General features: G+C 62.6%; 13 protein-coding genes. 8 read left to right on the top strand and 5 right to left on the bottom strand.

Annotated elements, in window-relative coordinates; all coding sequences use genetic code 11:
• Positions 1–99: 99 nt before the first annotated feature.
• From AC0L15_RS02130 to aceA, 3 genes are all read right to left on the bottom strand, one after another.
• A complete protein-coding gene (locus tag AC0L15_RS02130) occupies positions 100–513 on the bottom strand; it encodes a response regulator (RefSeq protein WP_473495842.1) in 414 nt (137 codons plus the stop codon).
• A 273-nt stretch (positions 514–786) separates the two neighbouring features.
• Positions 787–1,029, bottom strand: coding sequence for an SMc00767 family acetate metabolism repressor (locus AC0L15_RS02135; protein ID WP_027156310.1), 243 nt, complete (start codon positions 1,027–1,029; stop codon positions 787–789).
• Between the two features lie 64 nt (positions 1,030–1,093).
• Positions 1,094–2,383, bottom strand: coding sequence for an isocitrate lyase (gene aceA, locus AC0L15_RS02140; RefSeq protein WP_287246535.1), 1,290 nt, complete (start codon positions 2,381–2,383; stop codon positions 1,094–1,096).
• Positions 2,384–2,629: 246 nt separating this feature from the next.
• Between aceA and AC0L15_RS02145 the strand changes: the two genes are divergently transcribed.
• From AC0L15_RS02145 to AC0L15_RS02170, 6 genes are all read left to right on the top strand, one after another.
• Entirely contained in the window at positions 2,630–4,084 is a 1,455-nt protein-coding gene (locus AC0L15_RS02145; RefSeq protein ID WP_287246536.1) for a helix-turn-helix domain-containing protein, read from the top strand.
• 144 nt (positions 4,085–4,228) lie between these two features.
• Positions 4,229–5,179 carry a DMT family transporter gene (locus tag AC0L15_RS02150; RefSeq protein ID WP_287246537.1) on the top strand — a complete coding sequence of 317 codons (951 nt, stop codon included), beginning with the start codon at positions 4,229–4,231 and terminating at the stop codon, positions 5,177–5,179.
• Positions 5,180–5,536: 357 nt separating this feature from the next.
• Complete coding sequence (locus AC0L15_RS02155) at positions 5,537–6,634, top strand: polyamine ABC transporter substrate-binding protein (RefSeq protein WP_287238008.1); 1,098 nt, start codon at positions 5,537–5,539, stop codon at positions 6,632–6,634.
• 74 nt (positions 6,635–6,708) lie between these two features.
• Entirely contained in the window at positions 6,709–7,848 is a 1,140-nt protein-coding gene (locus AC0L15_RS02160; protein WP_473495843.1) for an ABC transporter ATP-binding protein, read from the top strand.
• An 8-nt stretch (positions 7,849–7,856) separates the two neighbouring features.
• The gene (locus AC0L15_RS02165) at positions 7,857–8,831 is read left to right on the top strand and encodes an ABC transporter permease subunit (RefSeq protein ID WP_287246539.1); all 975 of its coding nucleotides are present in this window, start codon (positions 7,857–7,859) and stop codon (positions 8,829–8,831) included.
• A 4-nt stretch (positions 8,832–8,835) separates the two neighbouring features.
• Positions 8,836–9,654 carry an ABC transporter permease gene (locus tag AC0L15_RS02170; RefSeq protein WP_287246540.1) on the top strand — a complete coding sequence of 273 codons (819 nt, stop codon included), beginning with the start codon at positions 8,836–8,838 and terminating at the stop codon, positions 9,652–9,654.
• Positions 9,655–9,721: 67 nt separating this feature from the next.
• Here AC0L15_RS02170 and AC0L15_RS02175 read toward each other — a convergent pair whose 3' ends face one another.
• On the bottom strand, positions 9,722–11,572 hold the full coding sequence (locus AC0L15_RS02175) for an AsmA family protein (protein WP_287246541.1): 1,851 nt from the start codon (positions 11,570–11,572) through the stop codon (positions 9,722–9,724).
• 278 nt (positions 11,573–11,850) lie between these two features.
• Here AC0L15_RS02175 and AC0L15_RS02180 point away from each other — a divergent pair, with 278 nt between their 5' ends.
• Positions 11,851–13,845 carry an acetoacetate--CoA ligase gene (locus AC0L15_RS02180; protein ID WP_287246542.1) on the top strand — a complete coding sequence of 665 codons (1,995 nt, stop codon included), beginning with the start codon at positions 11,851–11,853 and terminating at the stop codon, positions 13,843–13,845.
• A 380-nt stretch (positions 13,846–14,225) separates the two neighbouring features.
• Here AC0L15_RS02180 and AC0L15_RS02185 read toward each other — a convergent pair whose 3' ends face one another.
• A complete protein-coding gene (locus AC0L15_RS02185) occupies positions 14,226–17,879 on the bottom strand; it encodes a PAS domain S-box protein (RefSeq protein WP_287246543.1) in 3,654 nt (1,217 codons plus the stop codon).
• 254 nt (positions 17,880–18,133) lie between these two features.
• On the opposite strand from AC0L15_RS02185, the gene AC0L15_RS02190 reads away from it, so the two are divergent.
• A complete protein-coding gene (locus AC0L15_RS02190; protein WP_128166139.1) occupies positions 18,134–18,592 on the top strand; it encodes a phasin in 459 nt (152 codons plus the stop codon).
• Positions 18,593–18,617: the final 25 nt, after the last annotated feature.

Here is an 18,617-nt window from a genome sequence, read left to right on the forward strand (position 1 = left end):
AGGACATCGGACTGGGTTCGCTGTCAGGCGGTCACACACTGACATAAGAGATTCAGATCCGATCGCAAGAAGCGAGGAAGGAGCCGGATAGGACGCCGGCTAGCTGCGTCCGAGCCCGATCAAATGGTCGATTACCGGCTGCAGCCGTTCGGTCGTGATCGGTTTGACGACCACCGCATCGACGACGCTCGACAGGCCGAGGCTCTCCGGTGTGCCGCTCTTGGTCGAGAGCAGGATCACCGAGGGACGCGATCTGCCCGAGATGCGTCGAAGCGCGTCGATACGCGACATCAGTGCGTCGCAGTCCTTGTTGTCGGCTCCGCCATCGAGGACGATCGCTCCGGGAATCAACGAGCGCAGCGTCGTAGCTGCCATTTCGGGCGATTCCGAGATTGGTTTGAGCCCGGACCGTTCGACGATTTTCGACACCACCACCCGGTTGACCGGCGAATTTCCGACGACGAGCACGCGGGTGAAGTCGGTGAGCATTTCGAGGTCCACATTCCGGCTCATCAAACTCAACTGGTTCACAATGCGATTCAAGGGGCGCATGAGCAGGGCGGGTACTTCAATGCAGGGTTGTATCTTGCAAACAATTGCCGTGAGATCGCTGCCTATGTCAAGCTGAAATGGCTGGCATCGAGAACATCGCAAGAAAGGTTAAAATTCAAAGCAAAAGTTCTTTTCTGGCCCAGCATGCAAACTGGTTGCGCAAACGCAAATCACCTGCGCAGAGAACTGCGCAGGTGATGCCGGACCCGCCAGCAGGGTTTGGTCGGATTTCGGTCAGCCGACGCTCCGCTGCGTGACGATGACCGGGATCAGCAGGTCGCCCCAGTTGCCGTCGCCGCCATGGTGCCGTGCCGAGCGCACGAGTTCTACCGACACACCGGCCTCGACCGCCTTCATCACCGACTGGTTGAGCCTGTGCAGGTCGTTGGCCAGCATGCGGATGGTCGCCTGCTGGTCGACGGTCATGGTGGTGGCCTGTTCTTCGGCTCGTTCCTTGACGCGGCTTATCGATGCCATTGGTATTCTCCTTGCGTATTTTTTACCCCTTTTGGGGCGTTGCCTCTATTTTGTTGCGTTCGTGCTATTCCGCCGCCGGTTTGAACTGGGCGTGCTCGGTCGATTCATGCATCGCCGTGGTCGAAGACCGGCCACCGGTGATCGCCATCGACACGGCGTCGAAATAGCCGGTGCCGACTTCGCGCTGGTGCTTGGTCGCGGTGTAGCCGTGGGCTTCCGCCGCGAATTCAGCCTCCTGCAGTTCGGAATAAGCCGCCATCTGACGCGCCTTGTAGCCGCGGGCGAGTTCGAACATGCCGAAATTGAGCTGGTGAAAACCGGCCAGCGTGATGAACTGGAACTTGTAGCCCATGGCGCCGAGTTCCTTCTGGAACCTGGCGATGGTGGCATCGTCGAGGTTCTTCTTCCAGTTGAACGACGGCGAGCAATTATAGGCGAGAAGCTTGCCTGGATGCTGCCTTTGCACGCCCTCGGCGAACTTCTTGGCCTGCGCCAGATCGGGCTTGGAGGTTTCGCACCAGATCAGGTCGGCGTGGGGCGCGTAGGCGACGGCCCGTGCGATGCAGGGCTCGATGCCGTTCCTGACTTGATAGAAGCCCTCCACCGTACGGCCGGCGCCATAGTCGACGAAGGGCTGGTCGCGCTCGTCGATGTCGGAGGTGAGCAGCTTTGCCGCTTCCGCGTCGGTGCGCGCGATGACCAGCGTCGGCGTGCCCATGACGTCGGCGGCAAGCCGCGCGGCGTTGAGGTTGCGGATGTGTGCGGCGGTCGGGATCAGCACCTTGCCGCCGAGATGGCCGCACTTCTTCTCCGACGCCAGCTGGTCCTCGTAGTGGACGCCGGCGGCACCCGCCTCGATGAAGGCCTTCATGATCTCGAAGGCGTTGAGCGGTCCGCCGAAGCCGGCTTCCGCATCGGCGACAATAGGCGCGAACCAGGTGTCGACCGAAAGCCCCTTGCCTTCGGAGGTCTCGATCTGGTCGGCGCGCTGCAGGGTGCGGTTGATGCGCTTGACCAGTTCGGGCGCTGCATTGGCGGGATAAAGCGACTGGTCCGGATACATGGCGGATGCGGTGTTGGCATCGGCCGCGACCTGCCATCCAGACAGGTAGATCGCCTTCAGTCCGGCCCGGACCTGCTGCATCGCCTGGTTGCCCGACATGGCGCCGAGCGCGTTGACGAAGTCCTCTTCGTGGATGAGCTTCCAGAGCCGGTTGGCGCCCATTTCGGCGAGGCTCTGCCGGATCTGGACCGAACCGCGCAGCCGCTTCACATCGTCCGGCGAGTAGGGCCGCTCGATGCCGTCGAAGCGGCCTTCCGGCGCCGAGGGGACGAGGTTGTAAAAATCAGTCATTGGTCGCTCCGACAGATCGTGGCTGGGATAGAAACGCCGCCTCATGAAGATTTCTGCGCCGTTTTGGTATGACAGCATTTACATTTTGGCGGGAGACAGGCGAGGAAAACCAGAGGATTGGCTGGAAAATAAGGGAAAACCTGTGTTGCGTTTGACAGTCAGGCGCTGTAAATCTGTCATGATTGTGAAAGGCCGGCATGGCAGCGCCGCGCGGGAGTCAATGTAAATTCTGTCAAGGACAGCCGAGTGGCCGATCAAAAGATCTTCGCCGGGCCGCGCATCCGCCGCATTCGCAGCGCCAAGGGCCTGACCCAGACGGCGATGGCCGAAGGGCTCGGCATCTCGCCGTCCTACCTCAATCTCATCGAGCGCAACCAGCGGCCGCTGACGGTTCAGCTGATCCTCAAGCTGGCATCTGTCTACAAGGTCGACCCGCATGAATTGCAGGGCGAGGCGAGGGGGTCGGTCACCGCCTTGAAGGAAGTGTTTTCAGATCCGCTGCTGGTCGGCGAATTGCCTGGCGACCAGGAGCTGATCGAGCTTGCCGAGGCGGCGCCCAACGCTTCCGCCGCGGTGATAAAACTGTTTCGCGCTTATCGCGAGCAGGCCGAGCGCCTTTCCGACCTCAACGAGCTGCTGGCGCGTGAGGGCAAAGCGACGGCGCTGTCCGGCGCCCGCTTGCCGATCGACGAGGTGCACGAGATTTTCGAGCGCCGTCCGAACCATTTTGCCGCGCTGGAAGAGGAGGCCGAGGCATTCATTTCGGTGCTCGATCCCAGCGACGATCTGCTCGGTGCGCTGAAGGCCTGGCTGAAGCGCGAATACGGCATCGTCGTCAAGGTGCTGCCGGTCGCCACCATGCCGAACTGGCGCCGCCGCTACGACCGCCATTCGCAGCGTCTGTTCCTGTCCGAGCGCCTGTCGCCGTTCGACCAGTTGCGCGAGGTGGCGATGGAGGCCTGCCTGATCCGCATGACGGTCGCCGTGGCAAGTGAGATCCAGGCGCTGAAGCTGACCACGGATGAGGCCCGCCGGCTCGCCCGCTTCGAGCTTGGCCGCTACGCTGCCCACGCGCTGATGATGCCCTATCAATCCTTTCACGCGGCCGCCACACGCGCGCGCTACGACATCGACGTGCTGCGCTCGCGCTTCGGCGTCTCCTTCGAGCAGGCGGCGAACCGGTTGACCACGCTGCAGCGGCCGGGCACGCCGGGCGTGCCGTTCTTCATGCTCGAGGTCGACAATGCCGGCAACCGCTTCCGCAAGGCTGGCAGCCAGGGTTTTCCGCAGAGCCGCTTCGGCGGCGGCTGTCCGAAACTTCCCGTGCATGCCGCCTTTACCCAGCCCGGCCAGATCTTCGTCGAGGCGGTGGAAATGCCCGACGGCGCCGAATTCCTCTGCGTCGCCCGCACGCTTGAGGGGCCACAAGGCTCGTTTGCGGAGCGCCCGCGCCGTACCGCGCTTCTGCTCGGCTGCGACATCGGCTTTCGTGATGAGATCGTCTATGGCGCAGCACTGCCGGGGCCGGCTGCCGCTGCGGCCGGAAAAGCCGGACAGGGCACAAATCCGGCCACGCCGGTTGGCCCGGCCTGCCGGCTGTGCGAACGCATCGGCTGCCTCGCCCGCGCCGAGCCGCCGGTGACGCGTCCGCTCGGCCTCGACGAGATGGTGACCGGACTAAGCGCGTTCGATTTCCAGTGAGGTTCCGGCGAGCTGCCGTCTTTGCCACAACCGTCGCTGCCCGGTGGACCACGCTCCGCCGCTGCCTTTGCGCTACGCGAATGTGGCACGTTTCTGTCGTCCGCTATGCATCGTGTTGCCTCGAAACCGCCGACAGTCGCCATCATGACCGATACATCATCACCGTTAGCCGTTTCGCCTGTCGTCTCGCCGCGTGACGAGCGTGTCGGCTTCCTGTTGATATTCCTGTCGGCGCTGATGTGGAGTTTCGGTGGCGCCATCGCCCGTTTCATCGACGCCGGAGACAGCTGGACGGTGGTGTTCTGGCGCTCGGTCTGGGCCGCCGCCTTCCTCATCTGCTTCATGGTCTGGCGCGACGGCTGGCACGGCACGGTGAGGTTGTTCCGCGGCATGGGCCTGTCCGGCCTTGCCGTGGCGTTCTGCTTCGCCACCGCATCGACCTCATTCGTCGTGGCGCTTGCCCACACCACCGTCGCCAACATCCTTTTGATGCAGGCCGGCGTGCCGCTCCTGGCGGCGCTGTTTGCCTGGGTGCTGTTTCGCGAACGGGTGGCGTTGGCGACCTGGGTGGCGATTGCCGCCGTCATTGCCGGCGTTGCCATCATGGTATCGGAATCGCTCGATGGCGCGGTGTCGCCCATCGGCGACGGCCTGGCGCTGCTCATCGCCGTGATGTTTTCGATCGCCACCGTCATCACGCGACGCTTTGCCCATGTGCGCATGACGCCGGCGACCTGCCTCGGCACGATGATTGCCGCCGCATTCGCGGCGTCGCAGGCATCGCAATTCAGCGTGTCCAGCAGTGACATGGGCTTCCTGTTTGCATTCGGCGTGGTCAATCTCGGTCTCGGCCTTGCCTTTTTCGCCACCGGCGCCCGGCTCGTTCCGGCTGCTGTCGCAGCACTGCTCGGCACTTTCGAGCCGATCCTCGGCCCGATCTGGGTCTGGCTCATCCATTCCGAGGTGCCGTCGGGACGCACCATCCTTGGCGGCACGGTCGTGGTCACGGCGCTGCTCGTCCATATCGGGCTCGAATTCAAGCGTCAGGCGCGGCCGGTGCGGCCGGGTGTCACCGGCATGCCGTCGCCTAACTGATGCAGCGCACGCGCCAAAGCGAGATGAGCCATTGACAATGGCGCAGCCGCGCGGGCAGGCTGCAAATACGGCAACAACAAGACAGGCTCATCTTGCCAAGTCTCCCCTCCGGCCCGACCGAGACCGGACAACATCGTCGTATCCCTGCCCGCGCCGTGGCGAGAGCCTTTGACGGCGCCGGAATGCCACCTGGATCACGACAAAGGAACCGGGGGCTCGGCCGTTGCGCATCGAACCGCTGTCGTGTTGACGGTTCGCGCTTGTCGCTTGTCGGAAAGCTCAATAATCTGAAGCAAACGCCCAGCCGCGCAGCCCCGCGACGTGCTGGCGATGGAACACTCATCAAAGGAGAGACGCATGATCCGCAAAGCATTCTGGCTTTCGGCGACCTCGGCATTTCTGGCGCTTTTCACCCTCGGCGCTCATGCCCAGGACCGCGTCGTCAACGTCTATAACTGGTCGGATTACATCGACAGTTCGATCATCGACGACTTCACCAAGGAAACGGGCATCAAGGTCACCTACGATACCTTCGATTCCAACGAGCTGCTTGAGACGAAACTGCTTGCCGGCGGCAGCGGCTACGACGTTGTCGTGCCGACCGCCAATTTCCTCGCACGCCAGATCCAGGCAGGGGTGTTCCAGAAGCTCGACAAGTCGAAGCTGCCCAACATTTCCAACATGTGGGACGTCGTCTCGGAGCGCACGACCAAGTACGATCCCGGCAACGAATATTCGATCAACTACATGTGGGGCACGGTCGGCCTCGGCTATAACGTCAAGAAAGTGCAGGAAGCGCTCGGCACCGACAAGATCGACAGCTGGGACGTGTTCTTCAACCCGGAAAAGCTGGCCAAGCTGAAGGATTGCGGCGTCTATGTCCTCGATTCTCCGAGCGACATCCTGCCGAACGCCTTCAAATATCTAGGCATCGATCCTGAGACCACGTCGCCGGACGATTTCGCCAAGGCCGAAGAAGTGATGCTGAAGATCAGGCCTTACATCCGCAAGTTCCACTCGTCGGAATATATCAACGCGCTGGCCAATGGCGACATCTGCCTGGCCGTTGGCTGGTCGGGCGACGTGTTCCAGGCCCGCGACCGTGCGACGGAAGCAAACCAGGGCGTTGAGATCGCCTATTCCGTGCCGAAGGAAGGCGCCGAAATGTGGTTCGACCAGATGGCGATCCCGGCCGACGCGCCGCATGTCGCCGAGGCGCATGAATTCCTGAACTACATAATGAAGCCGGAAGTCATCGCCAAGGCGAGCAATTTCGTCTTCTACGCCAATGGCAACAAGGCGTCGCAGCAGTTCATCGACAAGGAGATACTCGAGGATCCGGCGATCTACCCGGACGAGGCGACGCTGGCGAAACTGTTCACCATCACCCCCTACGATTCCAAGACCCAGCGCGTCGTCACCCGCACCTGGACCAGGATCGTCACCGGGCAGTAAGCGACATCAACGACCCCGGCAGGTGCTGCCGGGGTCAAGTCTTCTGGGGATAGAACGCGAGCACGGAGTGGGACATGAAATCGCTTGGCAGCATCCGCAGGGATTTCGCGCCATGGAACGATCCGAACGCCAAGCCGTACATCCAGTTCGACAAGGTCACCAAGAAGTTCGGTGACTTCACCGCCGTCAACAATTTGTCGCTGACGATATTCGAGCGCGAGTTCTTTGCCCTGCTCGGCGCATCCGGCTGCGGAAAGTCGACGCTTCTGCGGATGCTCGCCGGTTTCGAGGAGCCGACCGCCGGCCGCATCCTGCTCGACGGCCAGGATCTGCGCGGCATCCCGCCATACCGGCGGCCGGTCAACATGATGTTCCAGTCCTATGCGCTGTTCCCGCATATGACGGTCGAGAACAACATTGCCTTCGGCCTCAAGCAGGACGGCATGCCGAAGCCCGAGATCGCGGCGCGCGTTGGAGAGATGCTGAAGCTGGTCAAGCTCGAGCAGTTCGCCAAGCGCAAGCCGCACCAATTGTCCGGCGGCCAGCGCCAGCGCGTCGCGCTTGCCCGCTCGGTCGCCAAGCGGCCGAAGGTGCTGCTGCTCGACGAGCCGTTGGGCGCGCTGGACAAGAAGTTGCGCGAGGAAACGCAGTTCGAGCTGATGGATCTGCAGCAGTCACTCGGCCTCACCTTCGTCGTCGTCACTCACGACCAGGAAGAGGCGATGACCATGGCCGACCGCATCGCCATCATCGACAAGGGCGAGGTGATGCAGGTCGCGACGCCGGCGGAAGTCTACGAGGCGCCAGGTTCCCGTTTCGTCGCCGGCTTTGTCGGCAACGTCAACATGTTCGAAGGCAAGATTGCGAACGGCGAGGCGGGTGCGGCCAGCATCGATGCCGGCAACGGCATCACCATCCGGACCGAGAATGCCGGCGATGCCGCAACTGGCGCGGCCGTCGCCTTCGCCATCAGGCCGGAGAAGATCAGGATATCGTCTACGAGACCGGCCGGCGCTGTCAACGCCATCGAGGGTGAAGTCTATGAGATCGCCTATCTCGGCGACATGACCGTCTATCACGTCAGGCTGGACGACGGCCAGGTGGTGCGGGCGAGCACGATGAACGCGGCCCGCATCACCGAGGATCCGCTGAGCTGGAACGACCGTGCCTGGGTGTCGTTCCGGCCGGACGCCGGCGTCGTGCTGACGCGATAGGGGCGGCCATGTCGAATGCCGCTGTCACTGCTGCAACAAGCTCTCGAGCCACCGCTGCCGGCAAATCCGCCCTGGCCAGACTGGGAGAGGCCTTGGCTAGCCGTCTTGTCATCCTCATTCCGTATCTCTGGCTCGTCTTCTTCTTCCTCATTCCGTTCGTCATCGTCTTCAAGATATCGCTGTCGCAGACGGCGATCGCCATACCACCCTACACGCCGGTGCTCGGCTTCGGCGACGGCCTTGCCGGTTTCTTCGCCCAGTTGAACGAGCTCAGCATCGACAACTACACGTGGCTGACGCAGGACGCGCTCTACGTCAACGCCTATGTGACCAGCGTCATCGTCGCCGCCATCTCGACGGTGCTGACATTGCTTGTCGGCTACCCGATCGCCTACGGCATGGCGCGCGCCCCGGCGATGCTGCGCCCGACTTTGCTGATGCTGGTGATCCTGCCGTTCTGGACCTCGTTCCTGATCCGGGTCTACGCCTGGATCGGCATCCTCAAGCCTGAGGGGCTGCTCAACCAGCTGCTGCTCGCCACCGGCGTCATCAGCCAGCCGCTGATCATCCTCAACACCTATACGGCGATCTTCATCGGCATCGTCTATTCCTACCTGCCGTTCATGGTGCTGCCGCTCTATTCGTCGCTGGAAAAGATGGATTATTCGCTGATCGAGGCAGCCAAGGATCTCGGCTGCCCACCGACCAGCGCCTTCTGGAAGATCACCTTTCCGCTTTCGCTGCCCGGGGTCATCGCCGGCTGCCTGCTGGTGTTCATCCCCGCCGTCGGCGAGTTCGTCATTCCCGACCTGCTCGGCGGCTCACAGACGCTGATGATCGGCAAGACGCTGTGGAACGAGTTCTTCGCCAATCGCGACTGGCCGGTGTCTTCGGCCGTCGCCGTCATCCTGCTGTTGCTGCTGATCGTGCCGATCATGCTGTTCCAGCGGGCCCAGGCCCGCGCCCAGGAACAGGATCGGTAGACCCATGAACCCGACCTGGAGCCGTTTCAACATCACTTCGATCGTGCTCGGCTTTGCCTTTCTTTACCTGCCGATCGTCCTGCTCGTCGTCTTCTCTTTCAACGAATCGAAGCTGGTCACCGTCTGGGGCGGCTTCTCGACCAAATGGTACGTCTCGCTGTTCCACAACCAGGGCCTCATGGACGCCACCTGGGTAACGGCCCGCGTCGCCGTCATCTCGGCCACCGTGGCGACCGTGCTCGGCACGCTGGCGGCTCTCACCTTGACGCGCTACACACGCTTCAAGGGCCGGACGCTGTTTTCCGGCATGGTCTTTGCGCCGCTGGTCATGCCGGAAGTCATTACCAGCCTGTCGCTGCTGCTGCTCTTTGTCGCCGTCGGTCTCGACCGCGGCTTTGTCACCGTCACGCTTGCCCACATCACCCTGACCATGTGCTTCGTCGCCGTCGTCGTGCAGTCGCGCCTGATCACGTTCGACCGCTCGCTCGAAGAAGCCGCGATGGATCTTGGCGCGCCCCCGGTGAAGACCTTCTTCCAAATCACGCTGCCGGTCATCATGCCGGCGATCGTATCCGGCTGGATGCTGGCGTTCACATTGTCGCTCGACGATCTGGTCATCGCCAGCTTCACCTCAGGGCCCGGTGCCACCACGCTGCCGATGAAGATCTACAGCCAGGTTCGTCTCGGTGTGACGCCGGAGATCAACGCCGCCTGCACCATCCTGATCGCGGTTGTGGCGGTCGGCGTCATCATCGCGTCGCTCGCCAACAAGCGTCGCGAGGTCCAGCGCCAGCGCGACGAGCAGGCCGCTCAGCGTGGGTGACGAAAGGGGCGGCGCCAGCAGAGCCGGCAGGAAGCACTTCTGACGACGACCGCAGCAGCTTCGTTGCCTACTCGCCGGATACCCCGCGGCTTATCGGCGAAATGAACGGCGTGCTCCACGTTCCGCCTATGAAGAACGAAGACTGGTTGGGACCTTGGCTATTTGTCTGCGTGGCTGGCTGGTCCGCCTGAATGATGCCGCCGGACAGCGCCAGCCCGCGCCCGGCATAGGAGGCGATACCGGAAAGCCAGATCTTGTACTTCGCCGAATTCGCTTCGGCCTTGTCAATCTTCGCCACACCGTTCGAAATGCTCGCCTTGAGTTCGGCCCCGTCGATCGGCAGCGTTCCGTCGGAGACATCGTCGAGCGCGAAGAACCCGCCCTGTTCGTTGTGTTTGAGAAACGCCGGCAGGTTGAACCGGCTCAACGCGCCCTGGCCGAATTTCGCCGAAACCGAGCCGTCGGCGTTTTCGAAAATGGAATCCCAGGTTCTGCCCGGCCCCTTGAGGATGACCGAAACGGTTCCCGTGCCGATCGGCACCAGCCGCGTCATTCCGGCTGCGGTGCCAAAAGCGCCGCCGTCGATGTCGGAGGCGAGCAGCCTGATCTCGACCTGCGTGCCTTCCGGCTTGCGGTCGAAACGAAGACTGCTCTGGATGTTGCCGCCAAAGGCCGATGCATCGGAAATATCGAAGACGGCAAGACCGTTCTTGACCTGGGCGGTGGCGGCGACTTCGGCAAGTTGGATGGCGCCTGCGGTGGCCTGCGCTGCCGACAGTCTGAGATCGAGATCGATCCGGTCGGCGACGCTTATGTCGATTTCGCCGGGGCCAGCGCCGCTCGTAGGCGCCAGGGGTGCGAAGGCGGAGAGAAACGACCGCAGGTCGAGCGTCTCGAAGGCGAGCGTACCGGCGATCACCGGCCGCGCCTCGCCAAAGGAGAAGTCCAGCGCGCCCATTCCCTGATTGTCGTCCAGAGCGATCTCGGTGTTTTCGAATTTAATGCGGCCGGAGGTCGTCGTGAGCTTGCTGGAAACGGAAACCGAGCCAATTACTGCGCCCGGCGCGATGCCGGCCCGCGACCATTCGAGCGCTCGCCTGAGCGAGGGTGCGGCAAATTTTGCCTGGCCGTCGAAATAGGCATTCGCGGACATGCTGGCCACGCCGTCGAACGAAAAACTGGCAGGGGCCGCCTTGAAGGAAAGCGTCATCGGCGCCGCACCTCCGCCAAACAGCACCAGCGGGTTTGACGACGCGGCATCCACGGCGACGCTTTCGCCGCGCCAGATCCCGGTCGCCGACAGCGTCGCATTGCTGTTCATTGCGGCCCAGTTCGCCTGGCCGCTCAGGCTGCTCAGTATCTCAGCGTCCTTGCCATCGACGGAGGTCACCACGCGGCCGTTCCTGAACTCCACGGTGCCGAACGGATCAGTCGGCAGCTTGCCCAGGTCCGGCTTGGCTGGATTGGCGCTGACAACGGCGCGAGCGATGTCGATGGACCGGGTGATGCGCCCGCCCGAAGGCAGGGCGGGCAGGAAAAATCCATGTGCTGCGCGTTGAACCCTGATCGTCGGCCGGATCAGCCGCGCCGTCGAGAACACCACATTGCCACGCAACGCCGCCATGGCGGAGAGATTGACCTCGACCCGTTCAGCCTCGATCACCGGCGGCGCGTCGGTCTCTGTCCATTGCGAAAGCGTCACGTCGGCCAGGATGGCACGGAAATTCGGCCAGACCTCGATCCGTGGCGCGCCGTCGATGGTGACCCTGAAACCGCTCCACGCACTCATTTCCCAGGCGATGCGGTCGCGCACGATACGGGTCGAGGCGACGAGCGGCAGGGCGGCAACGGCCAGCGCGATGACGAGCACGGCAACGCCGATCGCCCATATTCCGCGCCGGATCAAAGGTGATGGCATGTCGCCCCGTATGCTTCCGTTCCGACAAAAAATCGCCCGACGGGTGTAACCCACGGCTGACGCATTTCAAGTCTTTATGGCCCAGCGATGGCATTTGCGCACATCCGCGTCGCTCGGCCGAACAAAATCTTGCTCTGCTGCGCTGCGATATGCATAAGCGATGCCAATGCATGTCGCCAAAATGCGCAACGTTTTCGGATAACGACATGATAATAACAAAGTCTAAAGCGCGTCGCGTGAATCTCTTCAAGCGTAACGTGCTTTAAGGAGGAACGATCATGGCTGGCGACGCACCGCTCTGGATACCGACCAAAGACCAGATCGACGCGGCGCCGATGACCGCCTTCATGCAGGCCGCGGCGGCCGCAACCGGCAAGTTTTTTTCCTCCTACGGCGATCTTCATCGTTGGTCGATCGACGATCGCAAGGCGTTCTGGAGCCTGGTCTGGGAGTTTTGCGGGATCGTCGGCGACAAAGGCGCCAATGGGGGCGCCGGTGGCGGGGTCAGTGGCGGCGAGCGCGTGCTTGTCGATGGCGAGAAGATGCCCGGCGCCGCCTTCTTTCCGGACGCCAAGCTTAACTTCGCCGAGAACCTGTTGAAAAAAACCGGGCTCGGTGACGCCATCGTCTTTCGCGGCGAGGATAAGGTCGAGCGCCGGCTCTCCTGGAACGAGTTGCATGCGCTGACCTCGCGGCTGCAGCAGCTTTTCCTGTCGCTCGGGGTGAAAAAGGGCGACCGCATCGCTGCCATGATGCCCAACATGCCGGAGACGGTCGCGGCAATGCTGGCGACAGCCTCGATCGGCGCCGTGTGGTCGTCCTGCTCTCCCGATTTCGGCGAACAGGGCGTTCTGGACCGGTTCGGGCAGATCGAGCCTGTCGTCTTCATCGCGCCCGACGGTTACTGGTACAATGGCAAGGCGATCGAGGTTGCCGACAAGATCGCGGCCGTTGCGGAAAAGCTGGTCACCGTCCGCAAGATCCTGATCGTCGACTATCTCGGCACGTCGACCGATGTGGCAGCGACCATCGAGAAGGCGACTGCGCTGGACGAGGCGCTCTCATCCTTCGCTGCCAAGTCGGTCACCTTCGAACGGTTGCCGTTCGCACATCCGCTCTACATCCTGTTTTCTTCCGGAACGACCGGCATTCCCAAATGCATTGTCCATTCGGCCGGCGGAACGCTGATCCAGCATGTCAAGGAAGAACGACTCCACGCCGGCCTGCTCGACGGCGACCGCTTCTTTTATTTCACCACCTGCGGCTGGATGATGTGGAACTGGCTGGTCTCAGGCCTGGCGTCGGGCGCAACCCTTCTGCTTTATGACGGGTCGCCCTTCTACCCCGACAGCAACGTGCTTTTCGACTTCGCCGACGCCGAAAAAATGACCTATTTCGGCACCTCGGCCAAATTCATCGATTCCGCGCGCAAGGCGGGCCTCAGGCCGATCAACACGCACGATCTTTCCAGTGTGCGCACGATCTCCTCCACCGGCTCGCCACTGTCGCCGGAAGATTTCCGCTTCGTCTATGACGGCATCAAGAAAGACGTGCATCTCGCCTCCATCTCCGGCGGCACCGACATCGTCTCCTGCTTCGTGCTCGGCGTGCCGATCGAACCGGTATGGATCGGAGAGATCCAGGGACCTGGCCTCGGCCTCGCCGTCGATGTCTGGGACGACGACGGCCAGCCGCTCAGACAGGGGAAGGGTGAGCTCGTCTGTACCAGAGCGTTTCCGGCGATGCCGATCGGCTTCTGGAACGATCCCGAAGGCAAGAAATACCACGCCGCCTATTTCGAGCGCTTCGACAATGTCTGGTGCCACGGCGACTTCGCAGAATGGACCGCCCATGGCGGCCTGATCATCCACGGCCGTTCCGACGCGACGCTCAACCCGGGCGGTGTTCGGATCGGCACGGCGGAAATCTACAACCAAGTCGAGCAAATGCCGGAAATCCTGGAAGCGCTGTGCATCGGCCAGGATTTCGACAATGATGTGCGGGTCGTGCTGTTCGTGCGGCTGGCTGCTGGCGTTGAACTCGACGCCGAGCTGGAAAAACGCATCCGCGCGAAAATCCGCAGCGGCGCGAGCCCGCGCCACGTGCCGGCTAAAATCGTCGCCGTCGCCGACATTCCACGCACCAAATCGGGCAAGATCACCGAGCTTGCGGTGCGCGACGTGGTGCATGGCCGTGCCGTCAAGAACAAGGAGGCGCTGGCCAATCCCGAAGCGCTCGAGCTGTTCCGCGACCTGCCGCAGCTGGCCGATTAGTTTCTCGAGGTCCAAGACATGCGATCAGTCACGCGTTCAAACGGAGCCGAGCATGGTTAACGAAATATCTCGCTCGAATTTACCTAGATTTTATGAGTGGTACACATTGGTAAATTTTTCGCGGTGCCGGTAAGGTTTTGTTAAGGGCCGACATCGATAGTCGTGCGTAACTTGAGGGAGAAATCCCGTTCCTCTAAATCCCCAGAGGATCTGAATTCGCTCAAGCCCCCGATGTACAGCAATCGATCATTCAAGGCGTCCTGTTGGACGCCTTTCTTTTGTGTGCCGAGCATGAGCCAAAAGTGGACACCGGTTTTGGGAAATCCGGTGCTCAAACAAAGAGATAGAGCGGCGACACGGAGGGCCGAAAGTCCGCTGCCCTAATCCGCCAGCACGCGGGTCGACGGGAAAGCGACTTCGACCAGAGTGCCCTCGCCGGGCGTCGAGTTGATGGTGAACCGGGCCCGGTTCGCCTCGACCATGGCCTTGGTCAGCGGCAGCCCGAGACCGGTGCCGTCGCCGCGCCCGCGCTTAAGCGCGTTGAGCTGCTTGAACGGCTTGAGCGCCTGCTCGATCTCGGACTGGCTCATGCCGATGCCGGTGTCGCGCACGCGCATCAACACGTCGCCGGAGTTCTCGTAGGCTGTCGATACGATCACCTGACCGCCGGCCTGCGTGTAGCGGATGGCATTCGACAGGATGTTCAGCGCGATCTGGCGCACGCTGCGCAGATCGGCCACCACTTCCGGCAGCCGGGAGGCGAAGCTGGAGCGGATGATGACACGTTCGCGGTTGGCTTGCGGCTGCATCATCGCCACCGTCTCGGCCAGCGTGTCGTTGAGCGACACTGCCTCATAGGCCATCTCCTGCTGGCCGGCCTCGATTTTCGAAATATCGAGCAGATCGTTGACCAGGTCGAGCACATGGTTGCCCGACCGGTTGATGTCGCGCAGATAGTCGCGGTAGCGGTCATTGGCGACCGGTCCGAATTTCTCGTCGACCATCAGCTCGGAGAAGCCGATGATGGCGTTGAGCGGCGTGCGGATTTCGTGGCTGATGCGGGCGAGGAAGTCGGTCTTCTGCGAGGAAGCGCGCTCGGCCACGGCGCGCGCCTGGGTCAGATCCTCTTCGGCCCGCTTCCACTGGGTGATGTCGCGCACCACCGCGCAGAAACCGCTGTCGTTGGGCAGCCTGCCGATGGTCATGAACAGCGGAATGAAGCGCCCCTGCGCCTCGCGTCCGATCACCTCGCGGCCGTCGTTGAGCACGCTCGCCACGCCGGGCTCGGACAATCCGTCGAGATAGTCTCGCGCGGCGCGCTGGCTTTCGATCGCGAACAGCGAGACGAAGGGTTTTCCGGTCACCTCGTCGCTGTCGAAACCGAACAGCGCCTCCGCCGGTCGGCTGATCGAGCGGATCGTTCCGTCTCGGCCGATCAGCACGACGCCGTCGGTCGCGGTGTCGATGATGGTGCGCATCTCGGCGATGCGCGCCTTGAGCTCGAAAGTGTCCGGCTGCGTCTGGTCGTCGGCGGCACCTGCTGCCTCGTCGTCGCCGGAACGGCGCACGACCAGCATCAGCGCCTTGCCGCCACGCCATGGCACCGAGCGCAAAATGGCCTCGATCGGGAACTCCTGACCATCACGCGTCTTCAACCGCAGCGCGTGGTCGGTTCCATCGGAGGCGCTGCCGTCGTAAGGATCGGCAAACAGCGCGTCGAGGCCACCAGCATCCTCCAGCTGTTCGAGCGTGTCATAGCCGGTCAGGCTGAGGAATTCCTCGTTCGCATAGTGAAGATCGTCGCCGGAATGGATCAGCAGCGGCACCGGCAGCTTGCCCAGGATCGAAATGTCCGGAGCCATGTTGTCGTCCGCGGTCGAAAAAGCCGACGGCACGAACCCTTCGAGCTTGAGCGGCGGCACCGGCAGGCGCGGCCGCTCGACCGTCGCCGGCTCGACGTCGCCGGCATCGCCGATGCCATCGGTTGGCGAACCGGTTTCGCCGTCATCGGGTCGCGCCCAGTCCTCGCTGTCTTCTGCATCGCGGAAATCGGCGGCCGTCATGCTGTCGGCGTCTTCGGCGATCGATCGACTGGCGGCGTCGGTGGGCTCAGCCATCTCCTGCGCCGATTTGTCCGGCTCGGAGACCGGCGCACCGTCGCTATCGTCGGCGACATAGTCCCGGTCGGCATAGTCGAGCAGCGAGCCTGAGAGGTCGGACACGGTTGCTTGCGGCTGCTCACCGTCGAGCCTTGCGACATCCTTCTCGTCTTCGACATCGGTTTCGGCCGGTTCCGCCGCAGCCGGCTCTGCCGCAATTGCGGCAGCGGGCTGTTCGGTTGGGGGATTGTCCTTCTTGAGCCGCTCGCCGATCTCACGGAATGCACTGCGTTCCAGCGTCGACAGGCCTTTGTCGTTGGCCGGCTGCCTGTGCTCCGCCAACCGGATCACCTTGTCGGCTAAGCGCCGCTCCGGCTGTGGCACGATGGTCAGCGCCGGCACCTCGCCCTGGAACGGGTCGGTTTCGTCAGGCTTTTTGGCGACTTCCGGGTCGACGGGAACGTCGGCATTGGCGACAAGCGCCATGCCGATCGCTTCCGGATCGACCACCGCATCGCCGGTGCGGGCAACGCCGAAACCGCGAAAGCCTTCGAAGGCACGGCTGCGGCCGTAGACGGGCAGCGCCGCCAGGTCGACGGGTATCTTGAAATCCGTGCCGGCGACCGGCCACAGCACCGAGCGGCCGGACCAGGTATCGCGTCGGTCGAGCAGGCCGGCGATCTCGCCGGTCGCATCGAGGTCGAAGGTGGCCGCGACGTCCCTGAAGCGCCGGCCGATCACATCGGCGGCAGGCTTGCCGACGAGTTCCGCGAATTCCGGCGACAATGCATTGAACCTGCCCTCGGCGTCGGTGCGCCAGACGAAACGCAGGGGCGCCGCCGCGCGATCGATCGAGGGGACGGCATTTTTGACCGGGGAGGCGGCCCTGACGGCATTTTGTGCGAAGCTTTCCGCCGAAGCATCCGCCTCGACAGGACCGGATGCATCCGGTCCCGGCTTTTGCGCCTCGTCCTCGCTGGCGCTGAAATACCAATGGTCATGCTGTGGAGGTATTCCGCCGGCCGCTTCCGGACCCTGCTTGGGTGAATCAGGCGCAGTTGAATCAGATCCGATCGAATCGGGCCCAGTGGAATCGGGAACATCATGCTCCGCCGACAGCGAAGTGTCTTCGTCGGCTGCCGCAACTGTCTGCGCTGCCGCAGCCGTTTTCGCGACTGTTGCCGGCGGGTTGTCCTGTTGTGCTTTTGGCGGGACTGCGGCATCGGCCGCCGCCCCCGCGCTGAGCACGCCAGCAGGGGCTGCTTCGGAGTCGAGCTGGTTCTCGTCGATCACCACCAGCAGGTGCCGCTCGTCAGTCAGCCGGGCGAGGCCGGCCGGGTAGGAAGCGGTGCCGCCAGGAACGAGGCGTTTGACGACGCGACCGCTCTCGTTCGCAACATCGGCGACAAGCGCTGTCAGCGTTTCGGGCAGGATGCCGAGTGCCGAAAAACCATCGGAAGCGGCCTCTATGTTGCCGTTGGCATCGACGAAGGCGATGAAATGACCGTCTTCGGTAAAGCCGCTGATGGCCCGAGCGGCAAGCTCGGCGGCGCTGCGCGAGCCGGTCTGCGTCGCCGGCACCGCCAGCATGATGGCGTTTTCGCCGTCAGGCATTGTCACCGCGCTGGCCAGAAAGCCAACCGCGCGGCTGGTCAGCCCGGTTGCCAGCCGCACCGTGATGGCGCGGTCGCGGCCGATCTGTGGAAAACCGCTTGTCGCCATGATCTGGCGCCTGGCGATCGGCGGCAAGCCGGCCGATGCGCCGATGATCGCCTCGATGTCGGGGTAGCCGAACACCGCTGCCCCTGGTCCGTTGGCCCAGATCACCTGTTCGAGGTCTGCCGACAGAAGGGCGATCGCGTCGCCGGCGGCAAAGCGCTGGCGGATCGCGTCGAGCACGGCGACGTCGAGGAAGGAGTAGTTTTCAGACGGCATGCGCTTTGGGAACCCTTACGAAGCGGGCAGTTTGCAGTTAACGCTTTGTTAATAAAAGCCGACGGCGCGAAGGTCCACAAGCCATAGCGTGCAACCGCCGGAATCTCTGGGCGCGTGGTTAACGCTGGGAGAGAAAATTTATGGTGCGCTGCAACAAAGATATTGCAATGCACAAGATTTGCCTTTATATTGCCATCATACATGAACGAGACGGCTTTCCTATCGAAGCCGCTGCCACTGCAAAGGATGGAAAATTGTCCAGGACCAAGACCGCTGATACTATCGAAAACGTTGAATTCCCGAGCTTCGACGCTTCCAAGGCCACCGACCAGATCCGTGCTTTCGCCGAAAAGGGCGTCGAGCAGTCGAAAGAGGCCTATGCCAAGCTGAAGACCGGCGCCGAAGAGACCCAGAAGGCTCTTGAGTCCACCTTTGAGACCGCCAAGACCGTTTCCAACGACCTGTCGCTCAAGACCATTGCCGCTCTGCGCGCCAATACTGAAGCCGGCTTGTCGCATTTCGAAGCTCTGATCGGCGCCAAGTCGCTGTCGGAAGTCGTCGAACTGCAGACCGCATTCCTGCGCAAGCAGGTCGAGATGACTGTCGAGCAGGCAAAGGATTTCCAGACCGTCGCCTCCAAGGCGGCCGAGGACGTCTCCAAGCCGATCAAGACCGCCTTCGAGAAGGCGATGAAGGAAGTTAAGATCGCCTAATATTTGCGCATAATTCGAAGATGCA

This window comes from Mesorhizobium sp. WSM4846 (genome assembly GCF_055811415.1).

What these genes read in the sequence shown, in the direction of transcription:
- AC0L15_RS02130 (WP_473495842.1), bottom strand. Translation starts at nt 513, where the DNA reads ATGAGCCGGAATGTGGACCTCGAAATGCTCACCGACTTCACCCGCGTG.
- AC0L15_RS02135 (WP_027156310.1), bottom strand. Translation starts at nt 1,029, where the DNA reads ATGGCATCGATAAGCCGCGTCAAGGAACGAGCCGAAGAACAGGCCACC.
- aceA (WP_287246535.1), bottom strand. Translation starts at nt 2,383, where the DNA reads ATGACTGATTTTTACAACCTCGTCCCCTCGGCGCCGGAAGGCCGCTTC.
- AC0L15_RS02150 (WP_287246537.1), top strand. Translation starts at nt 4,229, where the DNA reads ATGACCGATACATCATCACCGTTAGCCGTTTCGCCTGTCGTCTCGCCG.
- AC0L15_RS02155 (WP_287238008.1), top strand. Translation starts at nt 5,537, where the DNA reads ATGATCCGCAAAGCATTCTGGCTTTCGGCGACCTCGGCATTTCTGGCG.
- AC0L15_RS02160 (WP_473495843.1), top strand. Translation starts at nt 6,709, where the DNA reads ATGAAATCGCTTGGCAGCATCCGCAGGGATTTCGCGCCATGGAACGAT.
- AC0L15_RS02165 (WP_287246539.1), top strand. Translation starts at nt 7,857, where the DNA reads ATGTCGAATGCCGCTGTCACTGCTGCAACAAGCTCTCGAGCCACCGCT.
- AC0L15_RS02170 (WP_287246540.1), top strand. Translation starts at nt 8,836, where the DNA reads ATGAACCCGACCTGGAGCCGTTTCAACATCACTTCGATCGTGCTCGGC.
- AC0L15_RS02175 (WP_287246541.1), bottom strand. Translation starts at nt 11,572, where the DNA reads ATGCCATCACCTTTGATCCGGCGCGGAATATGGGCGATCGGCGTTGCC.
- AC0L15_RS02180 (WP_287246542.1), top strand. Translation starts at nt 11,851, where the DNA reads ATGGCTGGCGACGCACCGCTCTGGATACCGACCAAAGACCAGATCGAC.
- AC0L15_RS02185 (WP_287246543.1), bottom strand. Translation starts at nt 17,879, where the DNA reads ATGCCGTCTGAAAACTACTCCTTCCTCGACGTCGCCGTGCTCGACGCG.